The 17005-nt window shown below is 64.9% G+C and carries 18 protein-coding genes and 1 pseudogene; 15 read left to right on the forward strand and 4 right to left on the reverse strand.

Annotated features, from left to right (window positions below; translation table 11 throughout):
- The first annotated feature begins 19 nt into the window (after positions 1-19).
- The 5 genes from ACQP2D_RS20670 (at position 20) to ACQP2D_RS20690 (ending at position 3406) form a co-directional block, all read left to right on the forward strand.
- On the forward strand, positions 20-622 hold the full coding sequence (locus ACQP2D_RS20670; RefSeq protein WP_433685356.1) for a hypothetical protein: 603 nt from the start codon (positions 20-22) through the stop codon (positions 620-622).
- A 351-nt stretch (positions 623-973) separates the two neighbouring features.
- The gene (locus tag ACQP2D_RS20675) at positions 974-1582 is read left to right on the forward strand and encodes a hypothetical protein (RefSeq protein ID WP_433685357.1); all 609 of its coding nucleotides are present in this window, start codon (positions 974-976) and stop codon (positions 1580-1582) included.
- Positions 1579-1836, forward strand: coding sequence for a hypothetical protein (locus tag ACQP2D_RS20680; protein ID WP_433685358.1), 258 nt, complete (start codon positions 1579-1581; stop codon positions 1834-1836). The genes ACQP2D_RS20675 and ACQP2D_RS20680 overlap by 4 nt, the downstream gene beginning before the upstream one ends.
- Before the next feature lie 763 nt (positions 1837-2599).
- Positions 2600-2854 carry an IPT/TIG domain-containing protein gene (locus tag ACQP2D_RS20685; protein WP_433685359.1) on the forward strand — a complete coding sequence of 85 codons (255 nt, stop codon included), beginning with the start codon at positions 2600-2602 and terminating at the stop codon, positions 2852-2854.
- A gap of 387 nt (positions 2855-3241) precedes the next feature.
- On the forward strand, positions 3242-3406 hold the full coding sequence (locus tag ACQP2D_RS20690) for a hypothetical protein (protein ID WP_433685360.1): 165 nt from the start codon (positions 3242-3244) through the stop codon (positions 3404-3406).
- On the opposite strand, the gene ACQP2D_RS20695 is transcribed toward ACQP2D_RS20690, so the two are convergent.
- From ACQP2D_RS20695 to ACQP2D_RS20705, 3 genes are all read right to left on the reverse strand, one after another.
- Positions 3403-4005 (reverse strand): putative immunity protein, encoded by a 603-nt coding sequence (locus ACQP2D_RS20695; protein ID WP_433685361.1) that lies wholly within the window; start codon positions 4003-4005, stop codon positions 3403-3405. The genes ACQP2D_RS20690 and ACQP2D_RS20695 overlap by 4 nt on opposite strands.
- 39 nt (positions 4006-4044) lie before the next feature.
- Complete coding sequence (locus ACQP2D_RS20700) at positions 4045-4338, reverse strand: hypothetical protein (RefSeq protein ID WP_433685362.1); 294 nt, start codon at positions 4336-4338, stop codon at positions 4045-4047.
- A gap of 120 nt (positions 4339-4458) precedes the next feature.
- Entirely contained in the window at positions 4459-4899 is a 441-nt protein-coding gene (locus ACQP2D_RS20705; protein WP_433685363.1) for a Zn-ribbon domain-containing OB-fold protein, read from the reverse strand.
- 345 nt (positions 4900-5244) lie between these two features.
- On the opposite strand from ACQP2D_RS20705, the gene ACQP2D_RS20710 reads away from it, so the two are divergent.
- The 3 genes from ACQP2D_RS20710 (at position 5245) to ACQP2D_RS20720 (ending at position 11073) form a co-directional block, all read left to right on the forward strand.
- Positions 5245-8529: a protein kinase domain-containing protein gene (locus tag ACQP2D_RS20710; protein ID WP_433685364.1), complete on the forward strand. Its 3285-nt coding sequence runs from the start codon at positions 5245-5247 to the stop codon at positions 8527-8529.
- Positions 8530-8658: 129 nt separating this feature from the next.
- The gene (locus ACQP2D_RS20715) at positions 8659-8922 is read left to right on the forward strand and encodes a hypothetical protein (protein ID WP_433685365.1); all 264 of its coding nucleotides are present in this window, start codon (positions 8659-8661) and stop codon (positions 8920-8922) included.
- Between the two features lie 414 nt (positions 8923-9336).
- Positions 9337-11073: an aminotransferase class V-fold PLP-dependent enzyme gene (locus ACQP2D_RS20720; protein WP_433685366.1), complete on the forward strand. Its 1737-nt coding sequence runs from the start codon at positions 9337-9339 to the stop codon at positions 11071-11073.
- Between the two features lie 461 nt (positions 11074-11534).
- On the opposite strand, the gene ACQP2D_RS20725 is transcribed toward ACQP2D_RS20720, so the two are convergent.
- On the reverse strand, positions 11535-12401 hold the full coding sequence (locus ACQP2D_RS20725; protein ID WP_433685367.1) for a helix-turn-helix domain-containing GNAT family N-acetyltransferase: 867 nt from the start codon (positions 12399-12401) through the stop codon (positions 11535-11537).
- A gap of 102 nt (positions 12402-12503) precedes the next feature.
- Here ACQP2D_RS20725 and ACQP2D_RS20730 point away from each other — a divergent pair, with 102 nt between their 5' ends.
- From ACQP2D_RS20730 to ACQP2D_RS20760, 7 genes and pseudogenes are all read left to right on the forward strand, one after another.
- Positions 12504-13847: an FAD-dependent oxidoreductase gene (locus tag ACQP2D_RS20730; protein WP_433685368.1), complete on the forward strand. Its 1344-nt coding sequence runs from the start codon at positions 12504-12506 to the stop codon at positions 13845-13847.
- Positions 13848-13855: 8 nt separating this feature from the next.
- Positions 13856-14008: a hypothetical protein gene (locus ACQP2D_RS20735; protein WP_433685369.1), complete on the forward strand. Its 153-nt coding sequence runs from the start codon at positions 13856-13858 to the stop codon at positions 14006-14008.
- A 19-nt stretch (positions 14009-14027) separates the two neighbouring features.
- Entirely contained in the window at positions 14028-15104 is a 1077-nt protein-coding gene (locus tag ACQP2D_RS20740; protein ID WP_433685370.1) for a flavin-containing monooxygenase, read from the forward strand.
- Positions 15101-15226 (forward strand): hypothetical protein, encoded by a 126-nt coding sequence (locus ACQP2D_RS20745; protein ID WP_433685371.1) that lies wholly within the window; start codon positions 15101-15103, stop codon positions 15224-15226. Before ACQP2D_RS20740 ends, ACQP2D_RS20745 begins: the two co-directional genes overlap by 4 nt.
- Before the next feature lie 52 nt (positions 15227-15278).
- Positions 15279-16229: a TauD/TfdA family dioxygenase gene (locus ACQP2D_RS20750; RefSeq protein ID WP_433685372.1), complete on the forward strand. Its 951-nt coding sequence runs from the start codon at positions 15279-15281 to the stop codon at positions 16227-16229.
- 424 nt (positions 16230-16653) lie between these two features.
- Positions 16654-16773 (forward strand): annotated as a pseudogene (locus ACQP2D_RS20755) (family 1 glycosylhydrolase); the annotation flags it as partial.
- 50 nt (positions 16774-16823) lie between these two features.
- Complete coding sequence (locus ACQP2D_RS20760; protein ID WP_433685995.1) at positions 16824-17003, forward strand: hypothetical protein; 180 nt, start codon at positions 16824-16826, stop codon at positions 17001-17003.
- The last annotated feature ends 2 nt before the right edge of the window (positions 17004-17005 follow it).

Genomic DNA, 17005 nt, shown 5'->3' on the forward strand with positions numbered 1-17005 from the left:
GGCTGCGGAAGAAGCTGACATGATCGACGGAATGGGCGTTGCCACTTACGTGGCCGCTGCGTTGGGAGCCACAGGCGGTGGGGCCGTGGACCGATCGCTGGATCAAGGGTTGACCGCTCTCACCGGCACGGTCACACGCAGGCTAGGACGGCGCGCACTCGACGACCTCGACCGGAATCCGCGCAGCATGGCCGCACGCCGCCAGCTCGCCGATCAGATCGAACGCGCGGCATCCGCCGACGCGGAATTCGCCCGCGAACTCGCGGCTTTGTACGCCACGCTCGACAGACTGAACGGCGGAACCGTGGTCAACACCGCGACCCACGGCAGCCGGATCGTCACCGGCAGCAGAGGCATCACGGCCGGGGGCAGCATTCACAACACCACATACGACATAGCATCGGATGAAGATCTGTCCCGAGCTCCGACCTGGACCAAGGCACTGTTGTGGATCGGCTTGGTGTTCGTCGGTATCGGCTTCGCCGGCGGTCTGATCGGCATGTCCCAAGGCGGGTCGGTGTCAGAGCAGTTCAACTTGCTGCCGTTCTTCCTCATCGGCGGTATCCTCATGACCTTCGCCGAGCTCGGCGCGAGAACGTCGACACCTAGACGCCGCCGGTAGGCAGGAAGCGTCTGGAGTCTCAGCCGCCCTGCTGTGCTGCGGGCCGACCAGAACATCGCGCGACGAGTGGGATCCGCAGTGGGAAAGTTCGAGTTGGGAAACAAACGCAGCGGTTTACTGGCAGACAGCTAGGTGAAGGCATTTCCGCGCATCAAGTGAAAACATGCTGCGGGTAAGGGTTTTCAATATCTACGGTGCGCGATCGTATCCAACTCCTGGCATGCGTTCCGCTACCGCGAGACCGTACTGAAACCCGGTGAGCTGATTTTTCGGTCGGAATGTTCGAAACGCCGCATGTGGTTCGTTCGATGAGATGATTATGTTGCCGGGGCGGCTTGGGAGGATGCTGACATGATCGACGGAATGGTCGTTGCCGCATATGTGGCTGCGGCACTGGGGGCAGCAGGTGGACGGCTCGTGGACCGTTCACTCGATCAAGGACTGACCGCCCTCACCGGCGCGGTCACCCGCAGACTGGGACGACGCGCGCTCGACGACCTCGACCGAAATCCGAACAGCATGGCAGCACGCCGTCAACTTGCCGACGCGATTGAACGCGCGGCATCCGCCGACGCGGAATTCGCCCGCGAAATCGCCCAACTCCGAGACAGACTCGACCGGATCAACGGCCCGACCATCATCAACACCGCCACCCACGGTAGCCGAATCGTCACCGGCGGAGATGGCCTGACTGCTGGTGAAGACGTCTATAACACCACCTACGATTCCCCCGCTCCGGGCGATCTGTCGGGAGCACCTCTCTGGAGCAGAGTCCTGATCTGGATCGGCACGACAATCGGAGTGATCGGCTGGGCGATCGCCGCGATCGCGATTGCCCAGCACACGCCAGGGCACATGAACGATGCCACAAACGGATTCGTGGTCTTCATGATCGGAGTCGGCATCGCGCTAGTAGGGCAATACGGCGCCAGCACGTCGAGGCCTCGTCGGCGGCGGTGACGCTGACAGTTCGAGCGGACGGTGCGTGCTGCGAACCTGCCTGCCGGGAAGGCCTCGGCAGACGCGCTGCTGGTTTTCGCTGGGCAGGTCCGGCAGGCCGTAACTATGGCATCCATTCGACGATCAAGGACGATCTGGCTGCCGAGAAGTTCTTCACCGAGACCGGCAGTTATCTGCTGATTCTGCAGGCACATTCGCATCTGATGCAGTTACCTATCGCCGCGCGCACCCTGCGCCCGCGCGCCTTCCATTGAGTCCGTGGCGCACCGTTCGCCTCGGCCGCGGATGTCGCGCGCTGCACGGGTCGTCTGCCAACGCCCGATAGTTGGCTGAATACACCACTACTTGATTCGTCCCGTCTCCGGACCGATGCCCACTACGATGACAACACCGCAGCGAGTAGCAGCGATCGAACCCACCGGTCCGAATCAGTTACCGACGGGCAGGGGTGTGACGCATCTGTTCGCCCACGTCATGTTTCCCCACCTCATCGCGATCTTCCTGGGATCCGTCCTGTTCATACTCGGTTTGTTCGGAGTGTTCGGTCCTATCTGACGCAAACACCATCGGTGGACTCTCGAGTCCCGGCGCGGGATTGGTTGGGCCGCACCGGATCCGGTGCCGCTCTCTGCGAAGGGGCACATTCAGCGGTACCGAGTGCACATTCCGGCATGCGTGATTGCGGCGATCCTTCCACTGCCCTTCCGACGGCCCTGCGATGACCACACGGGTCGCGCAATGCCGATATCCGTTGCCTGGCACCAGCTTTCTGCCACACCGGATATACGCCGCCGGCCTGCCTACTGCCACCTCGCGGACCGGTGTGGGGGAGTTGTCCCGACCCCGGCACCGCGAATCACCTGGTCGAACCGGGCAAAACCGGAAGAGAACGTACTGTGGATCCGTTGCCGACGGGCCGGCGCCGGAGGGTTAATGGATATACGGCGGTTGCCGCAGCAAGATCGGCATCCGTTGCAGGATAACCCTTTTCATACTATTTCGGCTTGGAGTCGGACCATGGCACCTGTTCTCACCTCCCTGACACCCTCTTCCGGCCCGGCAACGGTCTTCAGCTCGGTGGTGATCACCGGCTCCGGGTTCAGTAATGTCGGTCCGTTGACCGTGCGGTTCGGTACCAAGGCAACCACATTCACCATCGACTCCGACACCCAGATCACGGCCATCTCCCCTACGGGGACAGGCACGGTGGACGTCACCGTCACCGTGGAGCTGGACGGCACCAGCAACCCACTGCCCTATACCTACGTCTGACGGCTGGTGCGGCTGGGCCGTCGGTGGGCATTGCCTGCCGACGGCCCAGCCGCGTCGCGGACCAGCAAAGCACCGCCGTCAGGACAGATCCTCGAGGCGGTGGTGCTGTGACGCCGACGCCCAACATGAGCCTTCGGCGAGTGACAAGCTGCGGTACCCGTGGACGTCCGGGGACCGGTAGCGCCCCGGCCGCGGTGCGCGTCGGGATCACATGACCGCCACTATGCCGCGAAGGTCCGACACGATCGCTGCTCAGCGGCCAGTCGCATGTCCACCACTCCCGTTCCGTTCACGGACGAATGGCCTGGTAACGAGGGTGAATCCGCATCCGGGACCGATCCATATCGTGACCCGTCGGTCGGTATACGTTCGGTGTATATCGCACCGATGACGGGCCGAGTCGACCTCCGGCCGGACCTACAGATCGCCACGACCATCGACAAACTGCTCACTGACGACAACACCCTCACCGCGATAACCACCCGTCGAACAGAGCCGAAGGGTGCACTCGGCGCAGGGCGGTCGGAGCTGGAAAGGGTGGGCTCGACCTAGCTCGTCGGTGTGCCTCGGTCAGAGGTGCCGATCGGTTGACGTCGAGTTGCGAGCCGCCGCAGCGAGGCGTCCAGTTCGCGCCAGAGGTGTCCTACGCGGCCGCGGCCGCTGGGGGCGTTCGGGTATCGCATCAGGACGTTCACCACTATCGGGCTGGCCAGATCTGCCGCCATCTTGATGTAATCGCTTCCCACGTCAGGGTTGTCGCCGGCTTCGAGCTCGAATGCTCGAGCCGCATGGGCGGCCGACATGAGGATGTGCCCGCCCTGGGTCGCCTTTGCCAGCGGATGCAGATATGCAGCCCCTCCCGCGTTACCAGCGGCGCGCGCCGCGTCGGCTGCGGCCTCGAGTCCCTTCTCTCGAGCCGCCCGTGCGGCCCGGTGCGCGTCGAACGCGGTCACACGTATCGCTTTCGTACGCTTGCCTCCGGCGGCGAACCGGCGTACCTCGTCGAGCACCGCCCGAGCGCGCGGATCATCCGGACAGTCGCGGTCGAAGATTGTCAGGGTGGGCTCGGCGCAGGCCACGGCATAGCCCGCAATCTCGCGCAGCTCGGCCATGCTGAGTTCGATCATCAGGTTCTCGTTGGCAACATTCATAAAGTTAAAAGGTATCGCTGAACAGTCAGTTGGGGCTTTTCAGTGATATGGGCAGGACAGTAAAGCGAAACCTTCAATCGTGTGCCTACCTGGCAGAGAAGGGATCGACAGCGCAACCGCGACCACGCGGTCGAAAGGCTGCTCCAGGCCCAAGACAGCGATGACGGCAACACGCGCCGGGAGATGCTCCGCGCCAAGATCAGCGCCACCGAGACCAAGCTGCAACGGCACCGAGACGCCGAGGCAGGCATAGACCCACTCGCTCTGATCGAAGCCATGAACGCCCAAGCCGAAAAGGCCATCGCCCAAAGCGAATTCGATCAGATCCCGCACACGGTCATACTCACCACCACCCAGATCAACAAACTGATCGACGCACTCGGCGATATGCCCGCCGTGCTGAACGCGGGCGCACCAGAAGACAAGATCGCGCTCTACTCGGCACTGTTCCGATCACTCGTATGCGGAGGTGCGGGACACGCGCACCGAGTTTCGCGGATCAGCATTGACCGTGAAGACCGGGAATCGGTTGTGCTTGGGATTCGGCTGATACTGCACTCGCACCGGCCCGGCCGGGAGCAGGGGGACTTCCCCGTCGATGGCTGTGTAGACCCAGGGGCCCTCGTCGAGTTCGACGATGGCGATCGTCAACGGCATCAGTTCGTCGCGCCTGCCGGTCGCGGCACGATCGACCACCCGCCAGGACACAATCGAACCGGCGCCGGACGAGGGCACCCACTCGAGCGCCTCGGATACGCAGGATGAACACTCTGCCGTCAGCGGCGCAAACAGCTTGTCGCAGTCCGCGCAACGCCGGATCATCAACGTGCCTTCCGCGCGCCGTGCACCGTCGTCGCTGACGTTGTCTGTGCGCTCCGGATCGTGTGCGTACATGGAGGCCTCGGTGGGAACGGTGCGGACAGGTTTCGCTCCAGCGTGTTCCTTCCAGGGCGTTCCGGCGACGGTCGAATGCCCGGGGGCATACCTATTTTTCCGAGCGTCGTGCGTCATCGAGGCGCCCGAGGCGCTATCTCGTGGTGTTATCGGGCCGTTTCCCGTTCGTGTAGCAAGGCCCTCGACGGGTGGTGAAGTCCCTGATCGATTCGGCCATGTGGACCCGCACCTCGCGATGCCGACGGGCGGTCCTTCACCTTCGTTGGCGATACGCTGAGCAAGGCGAAAGGTTGAGCGCATGTTGCCCGGTGTTCGGAGACATGTTGGTTGGATCGCACTTGGCCGATGACCGAGGACGATCCGCTGCGCACGCGCCGTGAGGTGGCAACGCCCGCCACGGTGGAGTTGACCGCAGCCGGTTTCGAGGATGCGGTCGAGATCGGCCGAGGTGGTTTCGGGGTGGTGTATCGCTGCTGGCAGGTCGCGCTGGACCGGACGGTGGCGGTGAAGATGTCGACCACGGAATTGGACGAAGACAACCGGGCGCGGTTCGTCCGGGAGCAGCGGGCGATGGGCCGCTTGACCGGGCATCCGAACATCGTCACCGTGCTGGAGGCCGGTGCCACCGTCAGCGGGCGTCCCTACCTCGTGATGCCGTATCACGCGCTCGATTCCCTGGATGCGTGGATCCGCGAACACGGTCCGCTTCCTCTGGAGAGGGCGCTGTCGATGGGTGTGAAGATCGCCGGCGCGCTGGAGGTCGCGCATGGCCTCGGCATCGTGCATCGGGACGTGAAGCCGGGAAATATCCTGTTCACCGACTACGGTGAGCCAGCTTTGACCGATTTCGGGATTGCCCACATCACCGGTGGATTCCAATCGGCCGAGGGCATCGTCACCGGATCACCGGCATTCACCGCCCCGGAGGTACTGGACGGGGATACGCCGACGGCGGCCGCGGATGTGTACGGACTCGGCGCGACCCTGTTCTGTGCGCTGACCGGCCATGCCGCATTCCAGCGTCGTCGTGGTGAGGACGTGGTGACACAGTTTCTGCGGATCACCACCCAGCCGTTGCCGGACCCGTGGGACAGCGGTATCCCCGACGACGTGTCGGCGCTGGTGGAAACCGCGATGAGCCGTGATTCGCACGAACGGCCTTCTGCGGCGGGTCTGGGTGAGAGCATTCGACAGGTGCAGCAGCGCCATGGTTTCTCGGTCGGGGTCACGGGCCGGCGGTCCGATTCGGTTCTCGAGCATCGGCGCCAGGAGCCACCGATGGGGGAACGGCGCCCGCTGCTGGCAGCGGTCGCTGGGGGCAGTGGTGGCAATCTGCCGCTCGAGCTGACCAGTTTCGTCGGCCGACGCACCGAGTTGTCAGCGGTGAAGAATCTGCTGTCCACGTCTCGGATGGTCACATTGACCGGACTCGGGGGTGTCGGCAAGACGCGGCTGGCACTGCGGGCCGCGTCGCAAGCGCAGCGGGATTTCGCCGACGGGGTGTGGTTGGTCGAACTGGCCGAGGTCTCCGATGCCGCGCTCCTGGTCGATGTCGTGGCGGCCACCCTGGGTTTGCGGGACGAGGCGCCAGGTCGTTTGCGTGATGTTCTCGTCGAATTTCTGGGCTCGCGGGAAATATTGCTCGTTCTGGACAACTGCGAGCACATGGTGGAAGCCGTGGCGAAGTTGAGCGAGGCGTTGCTGCGGAGCTGCCCGGAATTGCGGATTCTCGCCACCAGCCGGGAAGCGCTGAATACCGCGGGTGAGGCGGTGCTGCGTGTGGCGCCGTTGACGGTCCCGGATCAGGACTGGGCGCCGGCGCTGACGGGGCTGCCCCGTTTCGACGCGGTGACCCTGTTCGCCGAGCGCGCTGCGGCTGCCGTGCCGGGCTTCGAACTCGACGAAAACAATAAGGCTGCCGTGACTCGGATTTGCGCCCGGCTGGATGGGTTGCCGCTGGCGATCGAGCTGGCGGCGGCTCGGATGCGCGCGATGTCACCCGAGCAGATTCTGCAACGCCTCGATGATCGGTACGCGCTGCTCACCCGTGGCAGTCGTACCGCGCCGACCCGGCAGCAGACGTTGCGATGGTGTGTCGACTGGGGCTACGAGTTGTGTACTCCGGCCGAGCAGCGCCTGTGGGCCCGGTTGTCGGTGTTCGCCATGAGTTGTGAACTCGACGCCGCGGAACAGGTATGCGGTGTCGGCCTGGCGCCGCACAGCCCGCTCGATGTGCTGTCCTCTCTGGTGGACAAGTCGATTCTGATCCGGGAGGAATCGCACACCATCGTGCGTTTCCGAATGCTCGAGACGATGCGTGACTACGGTCTGCAACGGCTGCGGGAATCCGGCGAAGACACCGAGCTGCGCCGACGGCACCGCGACTGGTACCAACAATTGGTGCTGGACGCCCAAGCCGGGTGGATCAGCGATCGGCAGCCCTACTGGATCGCCCGCCTCGAGCGCGAGCTACCCAACGTGCGTGACGCGCTCGAATCCTGCCTTTCCGAGGACACCGACGAGGCGGCCGAAGCCGGGCTGCGAATCGCCGCCGCGCTGCACGAATTCTGGAGCCTTCGCGGCCTGTACGGGGAAGGCCGAACCTGGCTCGACCGGGTGCTCGCCCACCCCGGCGCGCAATCGGCAACCGACCGCATCAGTGCGCTACGCGCCGCGTGCGAGGTCGCCGCGCCGCAGGGGGATTTCCAGGCTGCCGCCGCCCTTCTGGAGGAGGGACGACTGCTCGCCGAACAGTCCTCGACCCCAGCCATCGAGGGACAGCTCGCCTACGCTGCCGGCATCATCGCGCTGGCCGGCGGCGCGGCGACCGACGCGTCCTCCTCCCTGGAACGAGCTGTCGAGCTGCTCAGCTCGAACCAGACCGGAGAGCTCTACATCAGTGCTCTGACCATCCTCGCCTGGTCATACGAACTGCGCGGCAACATGATCCGAGCGACCGAGCATTATCGCCGAGTACTTTCCATCACCGAAGCGCAAGGCGAATTGCTCTATCGTTCGGCCGCGTTGCGCGGCTTGGGCGTTGCGGCATGGCTGCAAGGCGAACGGGACCGCGCCCAACGGTTGCTCGCGTCGGCATTGCGAATCAACCGACGGCCGAATAGTCCGGTGTTCACCGCATTCAGCCTCGAGGCGCTGGCCTGGACCGCCGCCGACCAGGGCGACGCCGAGCGAGCGGCGGTATTACTCGGGGCAGCCCAAGGGAAATGGCTGGTGGGCAGCAGTGTGCGGGCAGTCCTGCGGAACATGTCGCGCTTTCACGAGGAATGCGAGCGGACGACGCGTCAGACCCTCGGCGCTCGCCGATTCGAGGGGGCCGTTCGGCAAGGCCGGGGGATGGGTATGGATGCCGCTATTGCATACGCGCTCGGGGAACAACCCACCGATGCGGCCCCCGCGTCGGGTGCCTCCGCGAAATTGACCAAACGTGAGCGCCAGGTCGCCGACCTCGTCGCCCAGGGACTGACCAACAAGCAGATCGCCGCCGAGCTGGTGATCGCGCAACGCACTGCCGACGGTCATGTCGAACATATCCTGACCAAGCTCGGATTCAACTCCCGCGCTCAGATCGCGGCCTGGACAGTGGACCAAACCAAACGACAGAGTTCCTGATCAGCGGAGTGGGCGGCCGGGGCCGATTCGGCCTGGTGTGTGAACGCGGCTGGTTCCGACAAGTGAACGCTCGATTTCATGGCCAAGCCGTATCGAGCGGGGTGGGGCGTCAGGGCATCCAACTCATGGATGCGGACCGTGATACGCGCCGGATTGCCGATGTGGACCTTCCATGTCCTCACCGTGCCCGGACGACGTACCGGCCGCGCGATCCAGACGCCACTGGCAGTGTTCGAACAAAACGGCCGACGATATCTGGTCGAGTCCTATGGAACGGTGAACCGGGTGCGCAACCTGCGTGCGGCACAAGGGAAGGCGACGCTGCGCCGGGGCTGGCACCTCGAGACAGCTGTGGTCCAAACGTCGCTTACCCATGTCCACTCGGCCCGGTAACACCATGTGCGGCTGTCGATGGCGCTCCTCGAATGCCTGGCGGTCGCGGTACACCTCGCAGATGACACGTGACCGCGGTTCGCCCTCGACGGTATGTATCAGGTACATCGGTGTCCCCGGCTCGTGTTCGGCGATGCGCTCTGAGGTATCCGCTGTTGGTAGAAGCTTCACGGCGCGGAGGTACCTACCCGGCTGGTGGTGGATCTCTCCGAGCGGCGGGCGGTAGCTACCCGCATTTCAGGGCACCCAGGGCCCTCGATGAGATCGTTTACGGCGGCGAATCCGTCGGGAGCTTCCCGGCGCTTCCCCGGCTCGCATGTCCTAGAAGACCAATGGCCCTGGCGCGGCGCATGGCCCAGGGGCACGCTGGCTGTATGTGGGGTGCTGGCTACCCGCGATGGAAGGAGGGACCGCATGGATACGGTGACCGGGAGCGCGGATGTCCGGTCGGCGCCGGTACCCACCTCACCGTTGCTCGAGCGGGTTCGGCAAGGGGTTATCGGTGATGGCGAGGTCTTGGACGGACCCTATGGTCGGCGCCGGATCACCTACGCCGACTACACCGCCTCAGGGCGTTCGCTGGATTTTCTCGAGGACTTCATCCGCAGGCAAGTGTTACCGCGATACGCCAACACCCACACCGAAAGCTCCGGTACCGGATTGCAGACCTCACAGCTGCGGCAGGACGCACGCCAGATCATCCACGACGCGGTTGGCGGCACCGAGGATGACCTGGTGATCTTTTGCGGGTCCGGGGCAACGGCGGCGGTGAACAAATTGATCGGCATTCTCGAGCTCCGCGTGCCGTCCGGGCTGGCCGCGCGCTACCAGTGGGGTGGGCGGATCCCCGATTCGCAGCGGCCGGTGGTGTTCATCGGCCCCTACGAACACCACTCCAACGAGTTGCCATGGCGGGAGTCCATCGCCGATCTGGTGGTGATCGACGAAGACGCTTGCGGTCAGATCGACCAGGGACAACTCGCGCACCGGCTGATCCACTACGCGGACCGACCGCTGCGAATCGGTAGCTTCTCTGCCGCCTCCAACGTCACCGGAGTCTTATCGGACACCGATCGGATCGCCGCCCTGCTTCATGAGCACGGCGCGTTGTCTTTCTGGGACTTCGCTGCTGCAGGCCCCTATGTTCCGATCCGGGTGCGGGAGAGCGCTCCTGGTCGTGGCGACCATAAGGATGCGATCTTTCTCTCTCCGCACAAGTTCGTCGGCGGGCCTCAGACGCCTGGCGTCCTCGTGGTCCGTCGTGAGTTGGTGCGCAACGCCGTGCCCACCGTGCCGGGAGGGGGCACGGTGGCGTTCGTGGACCCAATCGGGCACCGGTACCTCGATGATCCTGTGGCCCGGGAAGAGGGCGGAACCCCGGCGATCATCGAGTCGATCCGGGCCGGGCTGGTCTTCGCGCTCAAAGACGCCGTCGGTAGCGACCTCATCGAGCAACGGGAACAGCGGCTGTGGGGTCATGCCTTTGCCCGGTGGCGCGATCACCCGAATATCGAAATCCTCGGTCACCCGCATGCCAGACGACTGTCCATCGTGTCCTTCCGAGTCCGGTCAGGCGTGGATCGCTACCTGCACCACAACTATGTTGTAGCCCTGCTCAACGACTTGTTCGGCATCCAAGCTCGCGGCGGCTGCTCCTGCGCGGGCCCGTACGGGCATCGGCTCTTGGCCATTGATGCGCAGAATTCGCGTGCCTACCGAGACGAAATCGCTTTGGGTTGTGAGGGAATCAAACCCGGCTGGACACGGATCAACTTCAACTACTTCATCTCCGACACCGTGCGCGACTATCTGATCGAGGCTGTGGAGTTATTGGCCTCATTCGGCAACCGTCTCCTCACCGACTACGTCTTCAGTCCGGACACCGGCCTGTGGCGCCACCGTGGGGGGACTCGCCTGCCCCCGTTGCGCCTGACAGATCTCTTCTACGATAGTGCTGGCACTCTGCACTACTCGACGGACCACGAGACTCTCGACGAGGCCGCGTTGGCCGATCACTTATACGAGGCCCGCACCCTGTTCGCGGCCCGCCCCGAGAAGGTCCCCGATGGTCCCACCGGCCTGCCATCGCACTTCGAAGCGCTGCGCTGGTTTCCGCTACCCCCGCAGTGCCTGACGCCCAATCCTCAATGAGTTGGCGCGGCTGCATCGTGCACCGTGTCAGGGTCGACGACGCCCGCCGGCGTCGCCCGCGCCAACCCCGCCCGGGAAGTGCTCGGTGTCTCCGAAGACGATGCTGTTCAATGGGTTTCGCGCGATCGCGTGGAGGCAGGTTCCGGGTGGCCTTGGCATCGCTCGCCTCCTCGAGGCGGCACACGACCGTTCCATCTGATCAACTACTACGGGTCCTGCCTGGCGGCCCGGTTCTACAACCGGCAGCGAATGGGCGCTGAACTCGACCGCGTCATCAGCGCGCTACAGCGATCACTCCAGCGCGCGCGGGATGCACTACCCGACCCGCTGGGATCCCTACTTTTGTGACTACATGACCCTCGCCGACATCCACCGCTACCCGGACAGGCAATACGAGCACCATCGCCGACAACTGAACCTCGCCGCACTCACGCGAACGGCCGGGCTATCGAGATCAGTTGTCAGCGAACGGGACTGCGGCGTTCGAGGAAAACGGTGTCGCGCCACACGCCGTCGAGCCGGGCGATGCGTTCGCGCACGCCGACGGTGCGGTAGCCCGCGGAGTGGTGCAGCGCGATGCTGGCGCGGTTCTCCGGGAAGATCGCGGTCTGCAGGGTCCACAGGCCCGCCGCGTCGGCGGCGATGACCTGCTTGTGCAGCAAGGTCTTACCGATGCCGCGACCGCGCATGCCCTCCGCGACGTAGACGGAGTTCTCCGCGACACCCTGGTAGCAGTCGCGAGAGGACACCGGGGCCAGGGCGGCCCAACCGACCACTTCGCCGTCGATCTCGGCGACCCAGCGATGCTCGGGAAGCCAGTGGGCGTCGAGGGTTTCCTGGTCGGGAACCTCGGTGGCGAAAGTGGCCATCTTGGTGGCGATCCCCTCGCCGTAGATGCGCAGCACATCGTCCCAGTCGCCGTCGTCCATCGCGCGCACGGACACATCGGCGGGCAGATCCGCCGGGCAGCACGGGCGCTGGGTGAGTACGCCCATGACCGCGTCAGCGGCATGTGGCAGGCCGGTGCAGCAGGTCGGGTTGATCATCACGATCGTGGAGGTGCCGTTCTTGTGGACGCTGACGAACCCGACATCGGCCAGCTTGCGGACATGATGGGAGACCGTGGGCTGTCCGATGCCCAGCGCCTCGACCAACTCGCCCACGGTGATGCCCGTCGAGCGGGTGGCGACCTGATGCAGTAGCCGAACCCGCGTCGGATCGGCCAGGCAGGCGAACCATCCCGCGTAGGTGGTGGCGTCGTCCACCGACAGGGCGTCCACCCGACCGGCGGTGACCGTACGCACTACCGGCATTTCCAGCGAAGTCATACCACCACTATATCGACGTTCATCGATGGTTGCGTTTCATCGATGACTGTCGATAAAGTTCATAGCAGTTGATCGATAATCGTCGATGAAAGGATTGTGGTGATGAACGACTTGCCCGTCGTCGTAGTAGGAGCCGGACCGATCGGCCTGGCCGCAGCCGCTGAGCTGCGGGAACGCGGTCTGAGGCCGTTGGTGTTCGAACGCGGTGAAACCGCGGGCGCGGCGGTATCGCAGTGGAATCACGTGCGGTTGTTCTCCCGTTGGGATGAGCTCGTGGCCCCGGCCGGGCGGCGTCTGCTCGAGGCCACCGGCTGGGTCGCTCCGAACGTGGATGCGTATCCGACGGGTAGCGAGTGGGCGAACGACTACCTCATTCCGCTCGCGGGCGCCCTGGGCGCGGACACCGTCCGACTGGGCACCGAGGTGGTGGGCGTAGCACGGCGCGGCCGGGACCGGGTTGTCGATGCCGGACGCGAGGGCGAGCCGTTATCGGTGCACATCCGCCGCGCTGATGGTCGGGAGGAGCGGGTGCTCGCGCAAGCGGTGATCGATGCCTCGGGTACCTGGGGCAGCCCCAACCCGCTCGGCGGCGAAGGACTGCCCGCTCTCGGTGAGAGCGCGGCAGCCGACCTCATCGATTACCGCGTGCCCGACCTCGCCGACCACTCGGTCCGCGCCCGCCACGCCGGGAAGCACACCGTGATCGTAGGCAGCGGTCATTCCGCGCTGACCGCGATCATCGCCTTGGCCGGGGTGGCGAAAGATGCGCCGGGGACGCGGATCAGCTGGGTACTGCGCCGCGGTGAGGTCGGTTCCACCTTCGGCGGTGGCGAGGCCGACCAGCTCCCAGCTCGTGGCGCTCTCGGATTGCGGGCCGAGCAGGCCGTCGATGAGGGCCATCTGAACGTGGTCACCGGATTCCGCACCGCCGCAATCGAACCCGACGCTGGCGGACTGGTGCTGGTATCGGATGCCGGGCAGCGCATCGAGGGCGTGGATCGGGTGGTGGTGTTGACCGGGTTCCGCCCCGACCTGTCGTGGCTGTCGGAAATCCGTCTCGGCCTCGACCTGGTACTGCAGGCACCGGTCGAGCTCGCGCCGTTGATCGACCCGAACGTGCATTCCTGCGGCACCGTGTATCCGCATGGGGTGAAGCAACTTTCACATCCGGAGCCGAATGTGTTCCTGGCCGGGATGAAGAGCTACGGGCGTGCTCCGACGTTCCTGGCGATGACCGGTTACGAGCAGGTCCGCTCGATCGCCGCCGCGCTGGCCGGTGATCACGAATCCGCCACCCGGGTCGAGCTGACCTTGCCCGAAACCGGAGTCTGTGGCGGCGCAGGAGTTTTCGACGAACCCGACAACGCTTCCACTGCGTCAGATGGCGGATGCTGCGCTGCCCCAGCACCGCAGCTGATCAGCCTCGCGACCACACCGGCCCGCTGATGGCTGCGATGACCAACGGCCTGATATCCGCACCCATCGTCATCATCATGGCGCTTGCATCATGGGCCGGAACCGCACTGACGTCCTGGACCGGCAGCTACGCCCACACCTACCTCATCCTCGCCGCCGCCACTGCACCCCGCCAACCCGAAACCACATGACCCAGAAGGACACCCCACCGTGAGCATCGACTACGACGCCATCGTCATCGGCGGCGGTCAATCCGGCCTCGCAGCCACCCACCACCTGCGCCAGCGCGGACTCACCGTCGCTGTTGTCGAGGCCGGTGCCGAACCCGTCGGCTCCTGGCCGCAGTACTACGACAGCCTCACCCTGTTCTCACCCGCCAAATACAGTGCACTGCCCGGACTTTCGTTTTCCGGTGACCCCGACCGATATCCGCGGCGTGACGAGGTCGTCGACTACCTGCGTAGCTATGCTGCCCAGCTCGATGCCGACATCCACACCAACTCTCGGGTGGACGCTGTCGATCACGACGGGCACGTCTTCGCCGCGCACACCGTCACCGGCGCCACCTTCCGCGCGCCCCGGCTGATCGCGGCCACCGGATCGTTCGGCACGCCCAGAGCCCCGAGACTGCCTGGACAGGACCAGTTCACCGGAAACATCCTGCACGTCAGCAACTACCGGACACCAGCAGAGTTCGCCGGACAACACGTGATCGTCGTCGGCGCTGGAAACTCAGCGGTGCAAATCGCCGCCGAGCTAGCTGACCACGCCACCACAACGCTCGCCTCCCGCAACCCGGTAAAGTTCCTACCCCAGCGGCCCCTCGGGCGCGACGTGCACTTCTGGTTCACCATCACCGGCTTCGACACCCTCCCCATCGGCCACCTGCTGAAAAACGCGCCAACGCAACCAGTACTCGACACCGCCCGCTACCGCGCCACCCTCGCCGCCGAAAAACCTTCACGCCGACCCATGTTCACCACTCTCGATGGTGACAGCGTCATCTGGGCCGACGGCACCCGCACCGGCGTGGACACGATCATCCTCGCCACCGGCTACACCCCGCATCTGCCGTACCTAGCCGGGACCGGAGCCCTCACCGACACCGGAGCACCCCGACACCGAAAGGGCATCTCCACCACCCACCCGGGCCTGGGCTATCTCGGGTTGGAATGGCAGCGCAGCCCGTCATCGAACTCGCTGCGCGGGGTCGGCCGCGACGCCTACTACCTCACCCGCCACCTCGGCAAACTCTCCACGCGGACCGACCTCGAGCGATCGCGATGACCGACACACTCCCCAAGAACCAACTGGTACGCGGCGGCCGGGTGACCTCGACCGACGGCACCGCGTACCGGGCTCACATCGCCGCGTCGCAGGCGTCACGCGGCTTGGTCTCCTGCTGCTGAACGTAGCGGGGCATTACAGGCAATAAACAGCACCATCGAAAGGAGTAGTTCTATGAGAACGTTCGTTGCAACCGATTCGCCGTCGGTGTGGACGCCGGCCGATTTCCCCGACGAGACCGCCTGGTCCTTCGACCTGTCCGCCGACGACCGGCAAGCCTTGATCGACTACGGTCGTGGCGGCGCGAGCCAAGTCCTGTCCCACCAGTTCGGCCCCGCGGTGGCCCGTTGGACGGATCTGCTCAACGACGGACCGGGGTTTATCCGGCTGCGCAACTTCCCGACCGACGCACTCACCGAACCCGAGATCGAGCACGCATACCTCGGACTGGGAACACTGCTCGGCCAGCCCGTAGGGCAGGACCGCGACGCCAACGTCATCACACACATCCGCGACGAGCGAAGCATGGCGGGAGCTGGCGTCCGTAAGTACCGGACCAATCTGCGGCAGGACTTCCACAGCGACGGTTCCGACCTAGTCGGACTGCTGTGCCTACATCCGGCCAGGACGGGCGGCGAGTCGAAGATCGTCAGCGCGCACGCCGTCTACAACGAGATGCTGCACCGGGCCCCGCACCTGGTCGACGTCATGTACCAGCCGATGCCATGGTCCCGCAACGGCGAGGAGAGCCCGGGACAAGCACCGTTCTTCGAGCTTGCGCCCTTCACTGATCTCGGCCGGGTGCCCCGGCTCTTCTTCATCGCCTGGTACATCCGTGACTCGCAACACCATTCGAGTGCGCCCCGGCTCACCGATGACCAGTCAGCAGCGCTCAGTCTGGTAGAGACCATCGCCAACGATCCGGCCTTCTATATCCAAATGGACTTCCATCCAGGTGATATCCAGCTGCTCAACAACAGCACGGTGCTGCACTCGCGCGAACAGTACACAGATCATGACGACCCCGGTTGCCGACGGCATCTACTTCGACTCTGGCTCACCACAGACACACCATCGGTGCATGAACTTCTCCGAGGCGGCATCCCAAGGCAGAACGCACGCTAGCGTCGATGCCGCGCAGTCCCTGCCTCCCCGGAGAAGTAGGGGACTGGATGTGGGGGGACCGCGCAAGGAATCAGCTGGCTGGCGGCAGGCTCGAGCGGGCGTCGACTGTCCTGGCGATCCGTTAGGGCTCAGTGCGCGACGAAATGCCAGCGCGCCGCACACCGCCAGCGACACGAGGACGTGCATGACGGCGTTTGTCGGAATGTGGCCTGCTGCCAGTTGCAGGTGATCGGGAAGGTGATGCCGGACACTGTCCATAGCGAGAACACCACGACCACAATCTGTTTCGGTCGACCAGGAACACGCGTTGCGCGTCCGCGGTGAGCCGGCTGGTGATCAGCGACGGGTTGTGACAGTTGTACAGCGAGGCAATCGCATTCGGCAGTCCGACGGCCAGCCGTTCCTCACCCTCTACCACTGGGATGTGCCCCAAGCGCTCGAGGACGCGGGCGGCTGGCCGGTATGCGACACCGCGTACCGCTTCGCGGGGTATGCCACCCTCGTGCACGGGCAACTCGGCGCCGTGGTGGATTTCTGGACCACGCTGAACGAGCCGTATCCCTGCGCGGTCGACGGGTACGGGAGGGACGTCACATGCCCGACGCTCGTGAGGGCCACGGCGCGCTGGCGGCCGCGCACCATCTGCTGCTGGGGCACGAGCTCGCTGTGCGGGCGATGCGCGAAACCATCCGTCCGACACACCGATTCGGCATCGGCCTCAACCATCGCCACGTGATTCGCATCCGATCCATGAATCCCGTTGTCGAACAATGAAT

The organism is Nocardia sp. CA-119907, from assembly GCF_050955995.1.
Classification (GTDB): domain Bacteria; phylum Actinomycetota; class Actinomycetes; order Mycobacteriales; family Mycobacteriaceae; genus Nocardia.

What these genes read in the sequence shown, in the direction of transcription:
- ACQP2D_RS20670 (WP_433685356.1), top strand. Translation starts at nt 20, where the DNA reads ATGATCGACGGAATGGGCGTTGCCACTTACGTGGCCGCTGCGTTGGGA.
- ACQP2D_RS20675 (WP_433685357.1), top strand. Translation starts at nt 974, where the DNA reads ATGATCGACGGAATGGTCGTTGCCGCATATGTGGCTGCGGCACTGGGG.
- ACQP2D_RS20685 (WP_433685359.1), top strand. Translation starts at nt 2,600, where the DNA reads ATGGCACCTGTTCTCACCTCCCTGACACCCTCTTCCGGCCCGGCAACG.
- ACQP2D_RS20690 (WP_433685360.1), top strand. Translation starts at nt 3,242, where the DNA reads ATGACGGGCCGAGTCGACCTCCGGCCGGACCTACAGATCGCCACGACC.
- ACQP2D_RS20695 (WP_433685361.1), bottom strand. Translation starts at nt 4,005, where the DNA reads ATGAATGTTGCCAACGAGAACCTGATGATCGAACTCAGCATGGCCGAG.
- ACQP2D_RS20705 (WP_433685363.1), bottom strand. Translation starts at nt 4,899, where the DNA reads ATGTACGCACACGATCCGGAGCGCACAGACAACGTCAGCGACGACGGT.
- ACQP2D_RS20710 (WP_433685364.1), top strand. Translation starts at nt 5,245, where the DNA reads ATGACCGAGGACGATCCGCTGCGCACGCGCCGTGAGGTGGCAACGCCC.
- ACQP2D_RS20715 (WP_433685365.1), top strand. Translation starts at nt 8,659, where the DNA reads ATGCGGACCGTGATACGCGCCGGATTGCCGATGTGGACCTTCCATGTC.
- ACQP2D_RS20720 (WP_433685366.1), top strand. Translation starts at nt 9,337, where the DNA reads ATGGATACGGTGACCGGGAGCGCGGATGTCCGGTCGGCGCCGGTACCC.
- ACQP2D_RS20725 (WP_433685367.1), bottom strand. Translation starts at nt 12,401, where the DNA reads ATGACTTCGCTGGAAATGCCGGTAGTGCGTACGGTCACCGCCGGTCGG.
- ACQP2D_RS20730 (WP_433685368.1), top strand. Translation starts at nt 12,504, where the DNA reads ATGAACGACTTGCCCGTCGTCGTAGTAGGAGCCGGACCGATCGGCCTG.
- ACQP2D_RS20735 (WP_433685369.1), top strand. Translation starts at nt 13,856, where the DNA reads ATGACCAACGGCCTGATATCCGCACCCATCGTCATCATCATGGCGCTT.
- ACQP2D_RS20745 (WP_433685371.1), top strand. Translation starts at nt 15,101, where the DNA reads ATGACCGACACACTCCCCAAGAACCAACTGGTACGCGGCGGCCGGGTG.
- ACQP2D_RS20750 (WP_433685372.1), top strand. Translation starts at nt 15,279, where the DNA reads ATGAGAACGTTCGTTGCAACCGATTCGCCGTCGGTGTGGACGCCGGCC.
- ACQP2D_RS20760 (WP_433685995.1), top strand. Translation starts at nt 16,824, where the DNA reads ATGCCCGACGCTCGTGAGGGCCACGGCGCGCTGGCGGCCGCGCACCAT.